General features: G+C 61.0%; 11 protein-coding genes and 1 pseudogene. 4 read left to right on the forward strand and 8 right to left on the reverse strand.

Translation table 11 applies throughout. The annotated features are described in order from the left end of the window. Positions 1–46 precede the first annotated feature (46 nt). The 3 genes from NUW13_01155 to NUW13_01165 form a co-directional block, all read right to left on the reverse strand. A complete protein-coding gene (locus tag NUW13_01155) occupies positions 47–3604 on the reverse strand; it encodes a C25 family cysteine peptidase (GenBank protein ID MCR4437636.1) in 3558 nt (1185 codons plus the stop codon). A gap of 26 nt (positions 3605–3630) precedes the next feature. Beyond that, entirely contained in the window at positions 3631–6045 is a 2415-nt protein-coding gene (locus NUW13_01160; protein MCR4437637.1) for a phospholipase D-like domain-containing protein, read from the reverse strand. 352 nt (positions 6046–6397) lie between these two features. Then, positions 6398–6664: a hypothetical protein gene (locus tag NUW13_01165; protein ID MCR4437638.1), complete on the reverse strand. Its 267-nt coding sequence runs from the start codon at positions 6662–6664 to the stop codon at positions 6398–6400. A gap of 178 nt (positions 6665–6842) precedes the next feature. Here NUW13_01165 and NUW13_01170 point away from each other — a divergent pair, with 178 nt between their 5' ends. From NUW13_01170 to NUW13_01185, 4 genes and pseudogenes are all read left to right on the forward strand, one after another. Next, a complete protein-coding gene (locus NUW13_01170; GenBank protein MCR4437639.1) occupies positions 6843–7058 on the forward strand; it encodes a type II toxin-antitoxin system HicB family antitoxin in 216 nt (71 codons plus the stop codon). After that, positions 7055–7252, forward strand: coding sequence for a type II toxin-antitoxin system HicA family toxin (locus tag NUW13_01175; GenBank protein MCR4437640.1), 198 nt, complete (start codon positions 7055–7057; stop codon positions 7250–7252). The genes NUW13_01170 and NUW13_01175 overlap by 4 nt, the downstream gene beginning before the upstream one ends. Before the next feature lie 214 nt (positions 7253–7466). After that, positions 7467–7673, forward strand: a pseudogene (locus tag NUW13_01180) (type II toxin-antitoxin system HicA family toxin). Between the two features lie 2 nt (positions 7674–7675). Next, complete coding sequence (locus tag NUW13_01185) at positions 7676–7891, forward strand: type II toxin-antitoxin system HicB family antitoxin (protein ID MCR4437641.1); 216 nt, start codon at positions 7676–7678, stop codon at positions 7889–7891. 354 nt (positions 7892–8245) lie between these two features. Here the strand turns inward: NUW13_01185 and NUW13_01190 are convergent, their stop codons facing one another. The 5 genes from NUW13_01190 to NUW13_01210 form a co-directional block, all read right to left on the reverse strand. After that, positions 8246–9214, reverse strand: a complete 969-nt coding sequence (locus NUW13_01190; GenBank protein MCR4437642.1) for a UPF0164 family protein — start codon at positions 9212–9214, stop codon at positions 8246–8248. Between the two features lie 85 nt (positions 9215–9299). Continuing rightward, the gene (locus NUW13_01195) at positions 9300–14111 is read right to left on the reverse strand and encodes a C25 family cysteine peptidase (protein ID MCR4437643.1); all 4812 of its coding nucleotides are present in this window, start codon (positions 14109–14111) and stop codon (positions 9300–9302) included. 132 nt (positions 14112–14243) lie between these two features. Continuing rightward, positions 14244–15182 carry a decaprenyl-phosphate phosphoribosyltransferase gene (locus NUW13_01200; protein ID MCR4437644.1) on the reverse strand — a complete coding sequence of 313 codons (939 nt, stop codon included), beginning with the start codon at positions 15180–15182 and terminating at the stop codon, positions 14244–14246. Beyond that, complete coding sequence (locus NUW13_01205; GenBank protein ID MCR4437645.1) at positions 15155–16453, reverse strand: glycosyltransferase family 39 protein; 1299 nt, start codon at positions 16451–16453, stop codon at positions 15155–15157. The genes NUW13_01200 and NUW13_01205 overlap by 28 nt, the downstream gene beginning before the upstream one ends. After that, the gene (locus tag NUW13_01210) at positions 16437–17432 is read right to left on the reverse strand and encodes a hypothetical protein (protein ID MCR4437646.1); all 996 of its coding nucleotides are present in this window, start codon (positions 17430–17432) and stop codon (positions 16437–16439) included. Before NUW13_01210 ends, NUW13_01205 begins: the two co-directional genes overlap by 17 nt. Between the last annotated feature and the right edge of the window lies 1 nt (position 17433).

The following is a 17433-nucleotide window of genomic DNA, read 5'->3' on the forward strand; positions in this document are numbered from 1 at the left end:
TCCCTTCCAGCTGTGCTCTCCGTGGCCCGTACAGGGCTCCAGCTCCCTAGCGGAGCAACGTCATCTTACGGACAATCCTTCCGGTTGGCGTAATCATTACGCAAAAGTAGACTCCGCTCGGCAGCGCATTGCCATTTCTGTCGTCGCCATGCCACCACAGCTTATGCGTTCCCGGCGGCAGTTCGTCGTCCAGAAGCCGCCGCACAAGGCGACCGCTGAGGTCGTAGATGCCCACCACCACGCGGGCCCGCTGGCCCACGATGCAGGTAATCTCCGTCTGCGGGTTGAACGGGTTCGGGTAGTTCCCCTGGATGTCGAACTGAGCCGCGCAAGCCGCGCCTGACTTGCCGGGCACAGGAGCTATCAAGTGGCCAGGCGCGACCACGATATCGTCCAAATAGACCCCCTCGTACTCTATTGCCGGGTCGCTCTCGAAGAGGAAGCGAATGGCAGTGAGCGTCCCCGGATCCAAGAAGGAGATGTCATAAACGTACGGGAGCCAATCGATGCCCATGAGGGCGGAATCCAGGGCGCCTCCGGTACCGATGAAGTCGAGAAGCACCCATTGGCCCTTGTCGCGGACCTGCACGTAGAGGCCGTCGCCGCGGTATCCCGGCTCCGAGTAAACGGCCACGTCATACCAGGCCCAGAAGCTCAAGGTGGCTGCAGGCGGCACGCGGAATTCGGGCGTGATGAGCGCAGTGTACATGTTCGGCAGATAGCGCGCCGAATCCTCTTGGCCGCAATACCAGGCATGCAGCCCAGAGTGCTGGCGTCGGCTGGAAACGTGCCACAGGTCGCGAGCCCCACCGTGCACATAGCCCGCCAGCGGCACTTCCACGTCGTCGTGGAAGCCTGTGGCACCGACGATGATTGTGGCGGAGGCGGTAAAGACCTGTCCAGCCTCGGTCAGCAAGCGAAACGCCACCGTCGGAAAGCATGGCGAAGCCGTCCCAAAGGCCACGCGCATCTCCACCGGGACAGAGACGGTGTCGCCAATCCCGACAGTCCCCAACTTGCGCCGAGGGGTAACCACCTCTAAAGCCTCTCCCCCTGCTTCGCACTCCAGCACGACGCCACGCGCCTGGCGCGAGCCGCGATTCACAACGGTGACCTCCAGGTCGACGACTTCGCCTGGCTCGAGCACGCCATCGCCATCTCCCAGGCGACGGTCCGATGGGGTCGCACTGGCAAGGGTCAACAGAGGCGCAGCAACCGGCACCCGGAAGGCACTACGCCAGGTTTGTCCATCGCGATCTGTAGCGATGAGGGAGAACCCCGCCACGTCCCCGTGGCTGCACTGCTCAGACACACGCAGCAGAAAGCCGCTGCCAGGCGGCACCGGGTAGGAAGAAGCCCCCGGCGGCAGATCGCCAAAGCTCGCGGTGCTGTCCAACAACGTCCCCAGCTGACCCTGCGGCCTGAGCACGCACTCCACCCCCATCGCGGGTGCCGTACCACGGTTGACCAGCTCCACCTCCAGGCGCACCTCAGCGCCCGGCTCGAACGCGCCATCCGGGACTGAGGTACCTTCAAGTCGGTAGCCCTTGTAGAGCACGTAAGGCCCTTCGCCCTGTACCGGAACGGTGACCACCCGCGGCAGGTAGTTCTGCGCCGTGACCGTGACGGTGAGCGAATCGAGTGTCGAGCCCGGGGCGACAGGCGCGACAAACAAGCCCGCGGCGTCGGTACTCCCCCGCTCGTAGACCCCGGCTCCGGCCATCACGCAGACCGATGCCCCTTTCACAGGCTGCCCCCCATCCAGCACACGCACCGCGAACTCTTGCTCTCCCGTGGGCACAGTCGCTGGGCAGTCCACCGTCAACTCTCGCGGTACGTCGGTCCAAATGGGCATCTCCGGGTCGCCCAACAGGGTGATTTCGTACTGACACCAGCGGTATACATTCTCCTGCCGAGAGAAAGGCGCATAGTAGGCCTTGGCCATGCCAATGGCTTGGCCAACGCGCGTCAGGCCCTCCTGAAAGAGGAAGCGGAAAAACTGCTGGTCGAACCTGTCAGAGTAGCCGTATTTTGGGTTCCCGGGTGAGCCCCACCCGTAACGCGAATTGCCGATGAAGGCAACACCACCCCCGCGAGCGTTGCGGACAAAATGCTCGGCGATGCAATCTTCTTCAAAATTGGCCGGGTAGCAGCCAATGGAATAGAGTACCGAAAAGCGCGGACCATTGGCCAGCCTGTCCATGTCCGCCATCTGCAAATAGCCGGTGCCCACCCCCATGACCGTGGTGAAGGCGTGGCCGTCATGGTTGACCAGATTCATCCCGCGATTCAGCGCGCTGACGACCGACTGCACGCTCTCGTTCCCCCGAGAGTGGTAGAGTTTAGTTATCTCGAAGCGGGCGGGCACGTACAATTCATCGATCAGGTCTTTGCCCACGCCAGAATCGGTGTACGGGTTATCCCACAGGACATCGGCTGCGAACAGGGCCCGGGTCTGGTAGTCGCAAGGCGGATTTCGCTCGTAAGTAAGAACCTTTTCCACGAACGCCTGAACTTGCGCCACGTTGTTCACCGGTGCCCGCCCCACGAACACGTCGGGATAGAGGTCCACGCTGTCGGCCACCTCTCCGTACACCAAAGACCTGTTCTCATCCCATGTGCGGTCCAAGTCGGAGAAGTAGAGGTCGCACGGGATCGCATTTGCTTTCGCCCCCTGCAGACAGTCCATGGCATAGGCCGTGCGATAGGGCACATGGTCAACATCGCCGCCCAGCAATACCCATCTGATGTTCCACACCGACCGCATAGCCTTGAGGAACTCTCGGATGCGAACTGCATTGTCCTTGGCGACATAGGTCCCGTAGATTTCCTCGGTGGTCACAACTGTCGCTGCCAGGCCCTTCTGCCGCTTCCAGTCAGCGAGTGGCTGGAAAGCGTCCCTGAAGGCTGGAGGCGTGATGATGACGTATTCGTGCTCCTCGGTGGGGGCCTTCACCCGCTTGGCCAGGCCGAGAGCCCTGTGGCGATCAACTTCCTCCTTGTTATCCACAAGCTTGGCAAGGAGCAGGAGGCCCTCTTCGTCCAGCTCCTGGGCCGGGCTGCCCTGGTCAAAGCGTACGCAAAGATGGATCTCGCGCCGCAAGAAGAGCCGATGCTGCGCCGGGACAAAGGCGACCGGGTAAACAGCTATCTCCGCAATGGTCATCCCTGCGAGTAGCCCCTGGCCTAAGAAGCGCGCCTGCACAGCCGGGTATGGCTCGGCGCTCATGTAGGCCTCCGGCTTTGGGACGACAAAGGGGATCTCCTGCGAGTGCGAATAGGGGTACGCCGGCTGCGCAGGAAAAACGGTCACCCCCGATGCCAGCTCCTGCGCATCCGAGGCCGTGGCTTCGACACTTAGCACTCGCACCCCAGGCGGCAACGCCAAGCGCACCACGCGCGCCGGCAGCTGTGGCTCCCCTACTGCCTCAGTGAGCTCACACCCTTCCATGGTCACCCGCGTGAAGCCCTGCACGTTCTGGAGCTCCACTTCCACCTCAGAAAAGCTGACAGTGTGGTGATACTCTCCACCGCGCACTGACCAGGCCGCCAATGACACGAAGGCCACAATGGCCAACGCAGCCACGCTGCTTTTCGTCCGCATACGCGCCTCGGGGCTGTGATAGGCGCTCATTTCACCAGGCTCACTTTCTGAACGACCCGGGTCCCTCCTGCCTCGAGCACGCAAAAGTAGATTCCGGAGCACACCGCGTTGCCCCGGTCGTCCATGCCTTCCCACGTCAGCTGGCGTTCCCCCGCGGCGATGGGGCCATCGTAGAGGGTGGCGACTCGCTGCCCGCGCACGTCGTAGATGGCAACGGACGCACATTCCGGAAGCGGGGATAGTCCGCCAGGTTGCGCCAGGACCTTCATCGCGGCGCGCGCCCGCTGAGTGAAGGGATTCGGGTGGAAAAGCGAGAGCTCCAGCTTCGTGGGGACTGCAGCGGCGAGGTTGCTGAAAGCAGGCTCGACCAAGGTGCGCAGGTCATCGCGTCCGCCAGCAGCGCGGTAACGCTGCGCAAACTCCTGCAGAAACTGGTTGGCAATGTCAGCGTCGTGGATGATGAGCGTATTCTCATCGTTGATCGTCTCCGCACTGCTGCTCCAGTTATGCGAGCCCGTGATGACCAGCGGGTCGCTTGCAGTCGCGTAAACGTCCACAATGGCATACTTGTGATGCAAAAGGCCTGCCTCCAAGTCAATCCAGACATCGGCCTTTGGCGACCAAGGGTAGGGGCCAGTCCCCGCCATGTTGCCAAACTGAGAGGCTGCATGACGCGCCTCGCTACTGTCGAACACGCCTTTCAGCTTGAATCCCGGCACTCCGTACCACTTCTCCCGCATCGCCGCTGCCACATCCGACCGCGTGAAGGAGTAGATGCAGAAGTAGATTGAAGCTTCTGCCGTGTTGAGGGCAGCGATTATCTTGCTGGTCGTACGGTCAGAAGGGCTCATGTATTGCTCCACGGCCCTGCCGCCAATCATGAACCTATGGGGCGTGTTTTCCCTTTTGCGCGAGCCAAATCGGGCATTTGCAGAATTGGGGGTGCTGCTCTCCCTACCCCACATTTCGTTGAACTCTGCGGTGTAGCAGGCGGCCAGCGCCTGATCCTGCACGAGCACGACGTTCTCGGCATTGCTGCTCACTCCCGCGTAGCTGGCATTGTAGGAGCCAGTCCAGACCCAGTCATCGGCAGCGCTGCTCTTGTCCCAGTAATCGAATACGGCGAACTTGTTGTGCATATACCCGGAGCCGTCGTTGTTGCCATAAGCATCGTCAATGACCGGGATGCCAGCGGCTACCAGGTCGGCAATTTGGGTGCTGCGGTTATCGCGTTCGGTGATTACCCGCACCCTCACCCCACGCTGCTTGGCCGCCACCAACGCCTGGGCTACGAGGGCATGGGTAAGATTGTAGAAGCAAAAGTCAATGGAGTACTGCGCAGCCTGAATGCGCTCCGTCAGGCGCTGCGCCACATCCACCTCTCCGTTGGCCACCGTGGTGCTGGCGTAAGCAGCATTGACGCTCTTGGTGAAGTAGACAATGATTTGTCCCGTACATTCCGGGGGCGAAGCCGTGCTGAAGAGCAGGTCCCTTCCGGCGGTGGTCCCCGCGGCATTGGTGGAAAGGACTTGGCAATGATAGAACGTCGCCGGTTCCAACCCCGTCAGTCTGATTGCGTGTTGTGTCACCAAGCTGCTGTCGCCGACGCTGCCCAGCTCATACTCATCCGTCCTGCCGTATCGCACCAAGCTGGAAGCAGGGGTGTCGGTCTCCCAAGTTATCATCACACTGTAAGGCTCGATCTCCGTCTCTGTCGCGTCGCGCACAAGGTGCGGCCCAGAGCTCATGATGATGTCGGTTCGATAGCGCGGTGATACCTCATAGCCGGAGGTGAAAGGAGAAGTCTGGTCATACTGTTTGAGGATGCCCACGACGTCAAAAATCCCGGTGGGATGCGGGATGCCAGTGTCCCTGTCGATGAAGAGGTCGCAGGAGGCAGTGCCATCGGAAATGGGGCCGCCGTAGAGGCCGGTCTGAGTGTAGGTCACGCGGTTTATGCGCACCAACCTCCCCTCGTTGGGTTCACTTCCGTCGGCGAGGAAAGAGTTGGCCACATCCCAGCAGGTCAACACCAGAGGGTCCGGTACGCGGAACCCTGACCCGTGGATGGTGAATTGCAGCGGCTGCGTTGGAAATCCGTAGATCTCCGTCAGACCGTAGTAAGACTTGACCACCCCTGTGACCGTGAGGCTATCCCCGAGCTCGACACGCGTAGGATCGTTGAGGCCAAACACGCACACCCCGGCGGTGGCGTCCTGCACGAAAATCTCAAGGTTGCTACCATAGGTGCCCGATCCCACGGTGGCGATCCCGGTCACGGTGACCTGGGTACCCTCAGCATATGGCGCTTTGGGCATGCCGGTGTGGTCGTTATGGTGCAGGTCGATGATTGGTACTACCTGGCCGAACAATAGGCCAGTGCGCAGCGAGAGCAACGCGCCCAACCCCAAAGCCCACATCACGGTTCTCCTGCATCGCATAGCAGTCTCCCGCCTAACCCTCACTACTTTCTGTTCTTCGTATCCCGCGCGCACTGCTATTTCCCCACAACACCACCGGCAACTTTCGCCACCCGAGGAAGCTTAAGCAAGGAGTTGGTCCGATGTTGGACCGCAGGCGCCGATGGAGGGCATCGGTGTGCTGGGGCTGCCTATGCTCTTCCCTGCCCAATGGATACCAAGGGCGAGGTTCGCCTGCGGCTCCGCCGGATTGGGAGCAAGAGGCATTGAAAGAAGCAACAGGTCCGATTCCGCCCGGCACGCGCATCCTTATCGATGGTGGTAACCACACGCTCGTTCTTCGTGGCAAATATACTGATATCCGCCCTTATTGTCAAGCTGATTGTCCCAGCGGCGTGGCATAGCCAGGCAAGACCCTCTCAGTAGTGCTGTGGTGGGGGTTGTGGAGGAGTTCGGCGGGGCAGAGGGGGAGTCTGTCGAGGATGACGGGCGGGAGGAAGGGCAGGGATGAGGGTGCCTGCGGGAGTTTTTCCTGGAGGAACTGGGAGGGGGTGAGGGCAGGTGTTGCCTGACCTCTCCAGCTTGCGACAAAATGATCCTTGATTCCCAAAGTCACCTTTACTACCTTTGCAATCGGCATGAGAGACCTCTTCGTAGCTCTAGGTGCTGCACAACGCACGAAGAGTTACGGATATGTCTCATGCCGTTCAACCATTTGCCTCAGGCACAGCCTGCACAAATTCCGGAGAGGAGCCCAAGCGTTGTCGGGCGCAATCTTTGGAGCGATAGGCAAAATCACAGGGAGGAGTGAAGAGTAAATGGCGAGAGTGTTCAACGTTATTATCGAGCGCGACGCGGAAGGGTGGTATGTGGCCAGTGTCTCTGAATTGCGTGGCTGTCACACTCAAGCTAAATCGCTGGATACCCTGATGAAGCGGATTAGAGAAGCAATTGAGTTATGCCTCGAAGTCGAAGGCTCAGAAATCCCGCCTCAAGAGTTCATAGGGGTTCAGCGTATCTGGGTCGAAGTATGACAAAACTGCCGCAGCTCAAAGGACAAGAACTAATCGCAGCGTTACGCAAGGCTGGTTTTGAAGTGATCCGTATCAAGGGAAGCCATCACTTTTTGCGTCACCCTGAGGGACGGTGTACAGTTGTTCCCGTTCATCGTGGAGAGACCATTGGTGATTGTGAGATGACGTCTGACGAGTTGCTGGAACTATTGTAAGGCATGCCTCTCTTGTTCCACGCACGTTGCGCCTAACAAGCGCTTCACGTAACGCCGCTCCGCTGCCCTTCGCGGCGCAAGTGAAGCCCGTGCCGTTGGGCCGCCTCGTCCAACGGTTAGACCGGATTGAAATTCTGGGCCACTTGGCGATTGGTGCTATAATTGTAGTACACTATCAGTGGGTACTGGCCATCAGCGGTGAGAATAGGCAGCGATGAAGGTTCGTGACGTTATCAAGATGATCGAAGAGGACGGCTGGTATCTGGTGGTCACGAGAGGCAGTCGCCGGCAGTACAAACATCCTACCAAACCTGGTTGAGTCACAATAGCCGGACACCCCAACGATGATTTGGCGCCGGGTACACTCAACAGCGTCCTCAAACAGGCACAGTTAGCAAAGCCAAGGAAGGAGGAGAGCTAGAGATGTACCGTTTTCTGATTGTTGTCGAAAAAGCGGATGGGAACTACTCAGCCTACTCGCCAGACCTACCCGGTTGTGTGGCGACAGGCAAGACCCGCGAACAAGTCACGCGCAATATGCACAAGGCAATCGAGATGCATATTCACGGTCTGCTTGAAGGGAACCTCCCTATTCCAAAGTCTCGTTCTTTTGCTGAATATGTTGCTGTTTCCTTGTAACCGGGGGACGGCGCAACCAACTCCCGGGGAGGGCAGAATCGGCCGCCCGCCGGCGTTCTTTGAGAAACCAGGGCAGGGCCCAACCAGGGTACCGGTTGCTCTCAAAACCTGGAACGACAAGGTTACCGGATGCCCTGATTGCTCCTCGAGGATGGAGAGGTTCCGGACTGCTTTGAACGAGCAACACCTCACTCCATCACGAAGAAGGCCGGCGCCCTGTGTTGGGCACCGGCCGCAGTCACCTCAGGCAGCTGCAACGGCCTCTTCCCCCTTAGGAGCTCTGAGGCCCCTTCCTACGTGATCCACACCCGCCGCGCAGCCGCCTGAGATGCCTCCCGTCTGATGCCACAGACACTATAGGTGCATCGCTGCAGATACCCGGTGCGTGCCGCGCAGTTGGTAGCTCACAAAGGCATAGTCCATGCGCACGCCACCCAGCCGCAAGCCCGCTCCCACCGCCAGGTCGCCGTCGTGCGAGCCAAGGCGCAGCGCCACTACCCTCCCTACGACAAGCTCGCCGCCCAGGTAGACCCCCTCTGCCCCAAAGTACTCCTTGTCAAGAGCCAGGCCTGCCTGCGACCTGAGGAAGGGCAGATTTTGCGTCAACGCCACCCCGCAGCGCACCACCGGCACGGTGCGGTCGATGACTCTTGCCGGACTGTTCCATTTGAGCGAGGTGCGCGAGAGGTCGCGCACACTGACGCCCAGACCCAGACTGCGCACCGGCTGGCCAGCAGACTCCGCCTCGGTGGTCAAACGCAGCAAGAGTCCAGCGTCCAGGCCTTGACCATGGCCAGAGAAGGAATCAAGGTGCTGTTCGAGGTACTTGTAGGTAGCTCCCAGGCAGAGCTCCGTGGGAATCCACACCCGCGACAGGCCCAGGCCAAGGCTCACCTCAAAGTCCATCTTGCGGGCAAAGGAGAGCATAATGGCGTTCTCGCTATCACTGAAATAGCCTTCTGGTTGTCCGGTGGAACGCAACGCAGGATTGGTGAACCGGTCCCAGCGGGTCTCGGCGAGCTCTCCGTAGCGGGGAATGTCTTCCACGCCTAGCCGGATCCAGCTCAACCCCACTGCCATCCCCGGCATCACGCGCAGGGCGATGCTGGCAACGTTGTATTGCGCAATACCGCCGAACATAGGGGTGTGCTCGAAGGTTAGCTCGGCGTGGCGCAGGTACGCTAAGCCTGCCGGATTCCAGTAGAAGGCCGTCCCGTCGTTGGCCAATGCCGCAAATGCGCTCCCCATTGCCGCAGCCCGTGCGCCGACCCCGATGCGCAGGAACTCGGCCGCATAGGTGCCGGCACGCAAGAGTTGCGGCATCAAAACCATCCATGCAACCAAGAGCATTGTCCCCCCCCACGTCTTTGCCCGCATAGTCATCTCTCCCATTCACTGCAAGAAGCAACTATCGCAACCTGGCGACTTTCTCGATCGTCTCGATCTTGTCCCGGCCTCGCTTGGCCACCAGCTTCAGGTAATAGACGCCGTTTGCTACCTGCTCGCCCTCTTCATCTGTGCCGTCCCACACGACCTCGGTGTAGCCGATCACCGACTCGACCTCGCGCGTCAGGTCTCGCACCAGGCGGCCTGAGGTGCTGTAGACGCGCAGTTGCACCTCCTCCGCCTCGGCGGTCAGCGTAAAGGCGATGACCGTCTGCTGGGAAAAGGGGTTCGGGTGATTGGCGATGTTGCGCAGGGCAAAGTTCTCGCTCACCGTGAAGGTGGCTTCTGCCACGCCCTTGTTGCCGTGCACGTCGTAGGCGGTCACCTGCAACTCGTGCTGGCCTGGGTGGAGGTTAGGGCTGAGGCCTACCACCAGCATGTTGGGCGAGTCAGGTGTCGAAGTGCACGAGAACTCGGCGGGGGCAAGCTCGCGTCCGTCCAGTACCACCCGCACCGGGCGAAGGTCATTGTCCACCGGGCTCTGATCCTCGACGATAGCGACGATGTTCGGCTTGGCAGGCACAAAGTCGCCCTGGGCAAACGTCTGGCCCTGGAACGTGAGGCGAATCGTGGGCGCTTGGCTGTCCACATTCACAAAGAGGCCGTAGACAGAGAAAAGAGTTGCGGCACTGGCGGTCACCTTGGCGCGCGGCAGGTCAATTTGGCTATTCAAGGACACCCACTGTCCCACAGCCTTATCCCACGCGTAGAGTTTGAGTCGACCCAGCGATGCTGCGTGGGCGGCCAACGTGTCGGTGGGGTCGAAGTACGTCGCCACAGTGTACGGGGAAGAAAAGCTGAGGGTGCTGTCGTCGCTGGCCAGGGCGTAGAGGTAGTTGGACTTGCCATCCTTCAATCTCACAGGCACCAGGTCTATCGCCTTGCCTGCACCTGCAAAGTGCTGCAGCGGCATGCCACTCACTGCGATGGCCGTGTGGCGTGACATGGCCTGCGGCGGGATGGTTAGCGAAAAGTTGCCCTCCGCTTCAATCGGCTGGGCACCGGTCCCTGTCGTCCTCAGCACGATCCAGCGGGTGCGCTGGGCGCTGTTGTTGCCGCGGTTCTGTTCCTTGACCGCTTTGGCAGAATCGGCGACCACGCGGAAGGTGCGCAGCCCTTCCACCGGGTTGGCGCAGACAAATGTCACGATGGTATCCCGCCCGGGGGCCAGGTTGGTCAGGCGTTGCTCTGGGGCAATGAGCACCTTTTGCCCAGAGGTGACATCGAAAAGGTGGAGGGCAAATGGGCCGCTGTCTACGTCCCCGGTATTGGCTATTTTGGCGCGCACCTCCAAGGCGCTCGTCCCTGAAACCGTCATGCCCTCGGCAGTCACCGCTACGTCGGCGGACTTTATCACGTCATAGCTAAAGACCTCGCTGACTAAGCTACGGAGTTCCCCTGCACTGTACTCAGCAACGATGCGGTAGTAGACGCGTGCCCCCCCTTCCACCTGCAGCGGGGCAACGGTTCTGTACAACCCTTCCCCCCGGGATTCCATGACCAGACGCGTCCATGTAGCGCTGTTGCGCGACCATTCGCAGGAGACCCCAGTTATGCCACCAGGGGCCAAGGTAGGAGAAACCACCACCTGGGCCGAAATGTACACCGAATCCATGTGGGCGGGGCGCGCAGGCTCGGTATAGACTTGGACAAAGTGGGGCTCATTGAGCCTGAATCGCACCGCGCCGATGCCGTCGCTCTGCTCGTCCCAGAAATAGGCGCGCACCACGCCAACTCCCTTGCTCCCCTGCCAATGCTGCGCAAACTGCGTCGTCACCTGCGCTAAATCGGCTTGGAAACGCCCGCTGCTGACCGGGACTATCGTGTCGGCCACCACCGAGTCGGCATCGTTGACGACCTCCAGCAAGACCATCCCGGTGCCGCCGCCTGCAACGGTGCCACTCACGGAGAGCACCTCACCGACACTTAGACTGGCCTTGGTCAAGGAGAGCTCCACGCTTGTCCGCGGCAGGGCAATTTCCAGCGCCGGATCGCCCATGAGGTTGAAGCTTTTCGCCTCGTCCGGATAGCGAAAGCCCCCGGCCAGCATGCTCAGCTTGCCTTCGGTCGTCACCTGTCCGACGCGCCGCCTGCCAATGGCAAAGAGCGACTTGAACAGGCCAATGTTCAAGAGCTGGTCGCCATACAAGCGTGCCCGCCCTGCCGAGCCAAAGTGGGCCACGATTCCCCTTCCGGGGACACGAAGTAGCTCCTCACCCAGCGAGGCCTTGGTGGGACTGTCGAAGTAGCCGATGAAACAGGTCAAGCTGAAGAGTACCGGGAACTTCATGGTGTTGTTGAGCAGGTTCACGTCATCGATTTGGAAGAGTTCCTCATCGGAAAAGACTCCGCCGCCGCCGTGGCCGATGAAGTTCATGATCACGGTGCCCTCCTCGAACAAGCGCACCAGGTCCTCGGTGCTGCCCATGTGCGGCGAGCGGGTATCGGTGGACAAGCGACGCACGCGGATCTCCGGCGGCGTGCAGGTGCGCTGCAGGTAGTCGGCGTTCATCTCGAACTCGTTGCGGGTAGCGGTACCAGTGCCGGTGATGAGGCCGAGCTGCCGCCGCCACTGGCCAATGAGCGGGTAGCGTTCATACTGGATGATTTTGGCCACTACGGCGCCGGCTTCCTGCGCGCTCGCCACGGGCAGACGCCCGATGTACAGGTCCGGCAGCACATCTGTGCCACTCACGCAGGCAAAGTAGTTGTCGCTGGACAGGATGCCCCAGGTGGTCGTGTACTCCAGCATGGTCGGCACGTAGGTCTTCGCCTTCCAGCCACGCGCCACTTCCTTGTCAAAACCGTAGGTGCAATCGCCGACCAGCAGGACGTAACTCAGCCGCGGCGGGGCCCAGTGCTCGTAGGCGTATTGCAGAAACCGCTTTATCGCCCTGGGGTCCATGCTGCCGTCGCCAAACTCATCGTAGACGTCGGCCACGTCCACCACCATCGTGCGGAGGCCCCTGGCGCGGCGATGCTCGGCCAGGCGCTCCACCTCAGCCATGAAGTCGGCGTGGGTGATAATCACATAGTCGGCGCTGTTGCCGGGATCGCGCAGCTGCGACGGGGAATCCTTGACGATGGCCGCCGGAGTTTGCCAGCCGTCAGCCGGCAGCAGGTAGTATGTGGTGCTCAGCGGCGCTCTGTCCTGAAATGTCACGCGATAGAGGTTCCCCTCCCTTTCCCAGGCAAGGTTGGTGAACCTCCTGCCCACGGCATCGATGATGAGCGCATCGTTGCGCGTGAGGCCGCCGATGCGGTACTCCACCACCTGTCTCCGGCTGCCTTGAGCCCGCTGTAGTTGGAATCTGTTGCCCACAGCTTCAAGACGCGCGTCATATTCCACTTCGATCCAGTCCAGCAAGACCAGGTCAATATCGCCTGCTCCCGTGTCGCCAGGCAACTCGATGCTGAGCGCATTCTCTCCGTCGCTGAGGGCAGAAGCAGGCACAGAGGCATTGTCCACGGTGTATGCTGCTTGCCCGTCCCACATCACGTCGCCGATGACCCAGCCGTTCAGCTTCACCACCACGTGGTGGTCAGGGTTGGCATACGAGGGGTAGGTGAGCCCCCTCAGCCGCACCTTCACCCGCGCCGGCCGGCCATCCGTGGCGGGCTTGTCCAGGCGCAACGGAATGACCCGCAGGCTGCCGGGTTGCAGTTGCATCCAGAACCAGTGGTCGGCAGTTTCATCAGAAACCAAGAGCAGACGCTCGAAAATGAGGTCTTCCTCGAAGTGTCTGGTCAACCTCGTGCTCGCCGGCCGCAAGGGATCCGGGTCATACAAGCCGCCGTCCACTTCCACCACTTGTGCGCCGGGTACCTCGCCAATGGTCAGCCAGTAGACGTTGGCCGGCGTGTAAGGGGAATGGTAGCTGTAGTCGCCACGGTTGAAGTCACCGCGAAAGCGGATGGCGTCCTGCGGGTCGAAGGTGCCATCACGGGTGCCGGTCACCCACACGGGCACAGGCTGTCCCTTATTGGTGAGGCTGATCAGGCGTGGGTCAACCCCATTGAGGACGGCGCCTGCGCCCTGTAAGTCACGACCGGTGACCTGGTAGAAGCCGTCTTTTTCCACAATGATTTTGAACACCTGCCCGGCGCGTGACGCCGTGGAACTCTTGGCGAGCGCCAGCGGCGTCTCTTGCCCTTTGCGCCACTGTCTGGCCTGCGCATAGTTAGCCAACGTGGTCCGGAAAAAGTCCTCAAAGACCGACTGCTGGGGAGAAACCTGCTGTGTGGTCACGGTTACCACCCCCGGCTGACCAAAGAGAACCGCCACGCGGATTGAGCGCGCCACCTGGGCACGGTGGGTTGCCTGGTTAACGCGCACCGGGTAGAATACCACCTGAGCTATGCGCTGTTCGCGCACAAAGCCCACTTGGCCCAAGGTGACAAAGTCGGCCGGATACCACTCGCTTGCCCCGCCGACGCCAACGCTCGCCTCCTGCGACTCATCCGGCGCCTTCTGGATGTCGGGGACAGTCTGCTCCACAAAGTCCACGCCTTGCACTTGCAGGGCGACCTCGCCCTCCTCGGGGACGCCGACCACTGCGGCGGTCGTGGGCAGCACAGGCCTGCCTGGTTCGCCAGTGCTGCCGTAGCCATCGATGACCAGCGAGACGACTTCCGCTTGCCCCTCAACCGGCACAATGCGCAACGAATCAACCCGCAGCTCTATCGTCACGCCAGTCGAAGTTGCATTGACCAGCTCCACTCCTGGATACGCGGGGAGCACTGCTACGCTCCCCAGCGCTATTGTCATAGCCATCTTCTTGCACCGCCTCATCACGCTCAGTCTCCCTTCCGCTCCGCAGCCATCAGCGTCAATGTTCCTTCAGCGCCTTCCATCTTGCGCCTGGCAAGGTACCGTTGGAGCCACGCCTCTGCCCCCACGCCAAATTCAGACCCAGTAGATTATCGTTGCGGCCATCAATGCCCAAAGGATGATAGCCGCCAGCAAGGGCACATCCGCAAAGAGGAGCACCTCCGGATTGCCGCCCCCATTTTCGTGATGCACCAGGTACAGGTAGCGAAAAATGCCAAAGACCACCAGTGGGACAGTGTAGACCAAGTTGGGCGTCCCAAACTCAGCCAAAGTGTGCGGCGACAGCGTGTACAGCGTGTAGCTCATCACCGCCGAGGTTGCCGCCAAGATGATAAATTGGTCAAGAAGCACCGGGCTGTAGGCAATCAGAGCCCGACGATGCGCGGTGGCAACGCTGCCCAGGGCGGTCAGCTCGTGGCGACGTTTGCAAAGGGCGACAAAGAGGGCCAAGAAGGTGGTGCACACCACCAGCCACTGCGAGATCGCCACGTCGACCACCACGGCTCCAGCCACCGCGCGCAGCACAAACCCGATGGCGATGATTAGCGTGTCAAGAGGCGCCACTCGCTTCAGCCACATGGAGTAGATGACCATCAGGACGTAGTAGCCCACGGCAAGTGCGGCGAATTGTGCATTCAGGCAGACGGCGCCGAAGATGCCGACAACTGCCAACATGCCGGCGACGCTGAGGGCGAAGACAGGCCTGAGCACGCCACTGGCTACCGGGCGCATGCGCTTGAGAGGGTGCTGCCGGTCCTGTTCGGCATCGATTACGTCGTTGACCAGATACACAGAACTCGAAAGAAGGCAGAATACCGCAAATGCCAGACAGGCCCTCATCACCAACGGGGCGGAGCCAAGGTTCAACGAGAACATGACGCCGGCAAAGAGCAACAGGTTCTTTGTCCACTGCCTGGGCCTGATTGCCACCAGCAATGCGCCAATGGTTTCCCTGCGCCACGACCGCGCGCGCGGCTGTGTGCCGGCTACCGCCGGTAAGCTGTAGCCTCCCATTTCACCTCCGCAGATTTGACCTGTTCGGCTCCAGGCTTCGTGCCGCCTGCTGCCCGCCACCGTTGCACAAGCCAGACGACCCCGAAGCCGGCAAAGGGCATGAGGAACACATCAAGCGGCAGCCGCAGCCGCACGATGGCAATGTACAGCGCGTGCGCCACATCAAAGCCGATGAAAAGGCAAAGGAACGCAAGGTTCTCTCGGGGACTCCTTCGCCACGAGGCGATCAACCCCAGTATGGCCAAGCCGAGCAGCGGACCGAAGGTCACGATGCTCGCCACTTTGGACAGCCTTTCGTTCTGCTTGAAGCCGGTTGAGGGCACCGGGTAGAGGCGCCAAAACGCCACCGCCTTGCTGGCGGCCAAACGGAGAAAGCGAACGGGCTGCTGGCGAATGAAAGCCAAGCCGGTGGCGTAGTAGATGCGGTCCCGCTCCACCTCGGAACTGGCCTGGTCTAACCTTTGGGCCAAGTCAGGGGGCAAGGCCACTTCGTTCCCTGTATCTGCCGTCGCCGCCGGGTTATTGCCAAGCCAGAAGTTGCGCCCCCCGTTGGTAGTCAGAGTGAATGCGCCCAGGCGCACGTAGTTTCTGGCGACCCATGGTGCAATAGTGGCAATTGCGACCAGCAGAGAGAGCGCGGCCATCCAGGCCAGCATGCGTCGGCGAACGCCCGGCACCCAGCAATACCACGCCACAAAGAAGGGCAGCGCCGCCAGAAGATTCGGCCTGATCAGCAACAGCGCCCCCAGCAACGTACCAAGGCCCACGAAGCGCAGGGTTCTTGGCTCATCGCAGGCGCGAATGAAACGGTACACGGCATAGGCCAAAAGGAACACGCAAAGGGCCTCCGAGTACAACACCCCTGCCACATAAACGAAGTAAGGATACAGCGCACAGATGCCGGCTGCGATGCGCGCCACTCGCCGATCAAACAAGCGCAACGCGAGCAGGTAGACCACGCCCACCAACGCGGTGGTCAAAACTGATTGCACTATGCGCACTGCCGCCAAACTCCGGCCAAAGAGTAGGTAGATGAGTGCCAAGAAGGCCGGATAGCCAACTGGCCGATATGCAGTGGCGCGTCCCTGCTCGTCCACGTAACCGTTGCCGGCCACCAATGAGCGGGCCAGATGGTCGTAGGCATTCTCGTCTATCGGCCAGTAGAGCCTGTTCTCCAGACTCGCCACGAAGAGCAGGCGAGCCGCCAGGGCCAGCAAGGAGATAACGACAAAAACGCGGTCTGCCAGCAGTTGTCTAACGGTTCGTGGCATACCGGAACACACCTCCGCCATAGGTTCCCGCATAGATAGCAGGCGCAGTTGCCACCATTGCACGCACGTTGCTGTGGGTCAATCCGTCACTCATCGTCGTCCACGTTTGCCCGCCGTCGTTGCTCTGCGTGGCGCCGCGGTCGGTGGCCGCATACAGCCGCAGGCGATTGCCCCTGTCAATGGCCACCTGCCGCACACGACGCCAGTCGAGGCCTTCGCTCATCAGCTTCCAGGTTTCGCCCCCGTCTTCGCTCTTGTGCAGATCCACAACGCCGGTGGGAGCGTATATCACCGCTGGATCCGCCGGGTCGAAGACAATGTGCCAGGGGGCATCGTAGGAACCCTCGGTTCTGTGCAGCCCGCTGTTCTTCGCCTGCCAGGTGATTCCGCCATCATCAGACCTCAGCACGCCGTGGTATTCCACACCGACGTAGAGCACCTGGGCTATCTGGGGGTGCACGGCGACACTCCGCACATTGCCATAGGGGAAACATGGCGACCAGGTACATCCACCGTCGTCGCTGAGGAACATCGCATCGGTCGTGGCTGCGTAGATGCGCGAGGTGTCATGCAGGTCAAACGCCACGGCGTTGATGCGCGGATTGCGGATGCCGTTGCTCCTGGCAGACCAGGTCTGGCCGCCGTCCTCGCTCAGGAACACCCCTTTGCCCCAGGTGCCGCACAGCATCACACCCGGGCGGTGGGGCGAGACGGCCACCGCCGAGATGTCGCTGCTGGTGATCCCCTGGCCGCAGGGTTCCCAGCGTCGTCCGCCGTTGGTGCTGCGGAAGAGCCCCCCAAAGGTACCCGCATAGAGGGTGTTGTCGTCATGCGGGTCGACGGCCAGGCACTGAACGTAGAGACTGCCGAGCCCCAAGTTGCAAGGGGTCCACACCGGGGCTTGGGGCGAAACAGGGTCCTTGGTGCACGCCACCAAGAGAAGCCCCATCATAGCCGCTGCGAGGGTCCCTCTTGCCATT

Source organism: candidate division KSB1 bacterium (genome assembly GCA_024655945.1).
In the GTDB taxonomy this organism is placed as follows: domain Bacteria; phylum Zhuqueibacterota; class Zhuqueibacteria; order JANLFK01; family Oleimicrobiaceae; genus Oleimicrobium.

Excerpts from the sequence above, each read along its gene's own strand:
- NUW13_01155 (MCR4437636.1), bottom strand. The coding sequence starts at position 3,604 with ATGCGGACGAAAAGCAGCGTGGCTGCGTTGGCCATTGTGGCCTTCGTG.
- NUW13_01160 (MCR4437637.1), bottom strand. The coding sequence starts at position 6,045 with ATGCGATGCAGGAGAACCGTGATGTGGGCTTTGGGGTTGGGCGCGTTG.
- NUW13_01165 (MCR4437638.1), bottom strand. The coding sequence starts at position 6,664 with ATGCCGATTGCAAAGGTAGTAAAGGTGACTTTGGGAATCAAGGATCAT.
- NUW13_01170 (MCR4437639.1), top strand. The coding sequence starts at position 6,843 with ATGGCGAGAGTGTTCAACGTTATTATCGAGCGCGACGCGGAAGGGTGG.
- NUW13_01175 (MCR4437640.1), top strand. The coding sequence starts at position 7,055 with ATGACAAAACTGCCGCAGCTCAAAGGACAAGAACTAATCGCAGCGTTA.
- NUW13_01185 (MCR4437641.1), top strand. The coding sequence starts at position 7,676 with ATGTACCGTTTTCTGATTGTTGTCGAAAAAGCGGATGGGAACTACTCA.
- NUW13_01190 (MCR4437642.1), bottom strand. The coding sequence starts at position 9,214 with ATGCCGCAACTCTTGCGTGCCGGCACCTATGCGGCCGAGTTCCTGCGC.
- NUW13_01195 (MCR4437643.1), bottom strand. The coding sequence starts at position 14,111 with ATGGCTATGACAATAGCGCTGGGGAGCGTAGCAGTGCTCCCCGCGTAT.
- NUW13_01200 (MCR4437644.1), bottom strand. The coding sequence starts at position 15,182 with ATGGGAGGCTACAGCTTACCGGCGGTAGCCGGCACACAGCCGCGCGCG.
- NUW13_01205 (MCR4437645.1), bottom strand. The coding sequence starts at position 16,453 with ATGCCACGAACCGTTAGACAACTGCTGGCAGACCGCGTTTTTGTCGTT.
- NUW13_01210 (MCR4437646.1), bottom strand. The coding sequence starts at position 17,432 with ATGGCAAGAGGGACCCTCGCAGCGGCTATGATGGGGCTTCTCTTGGTG.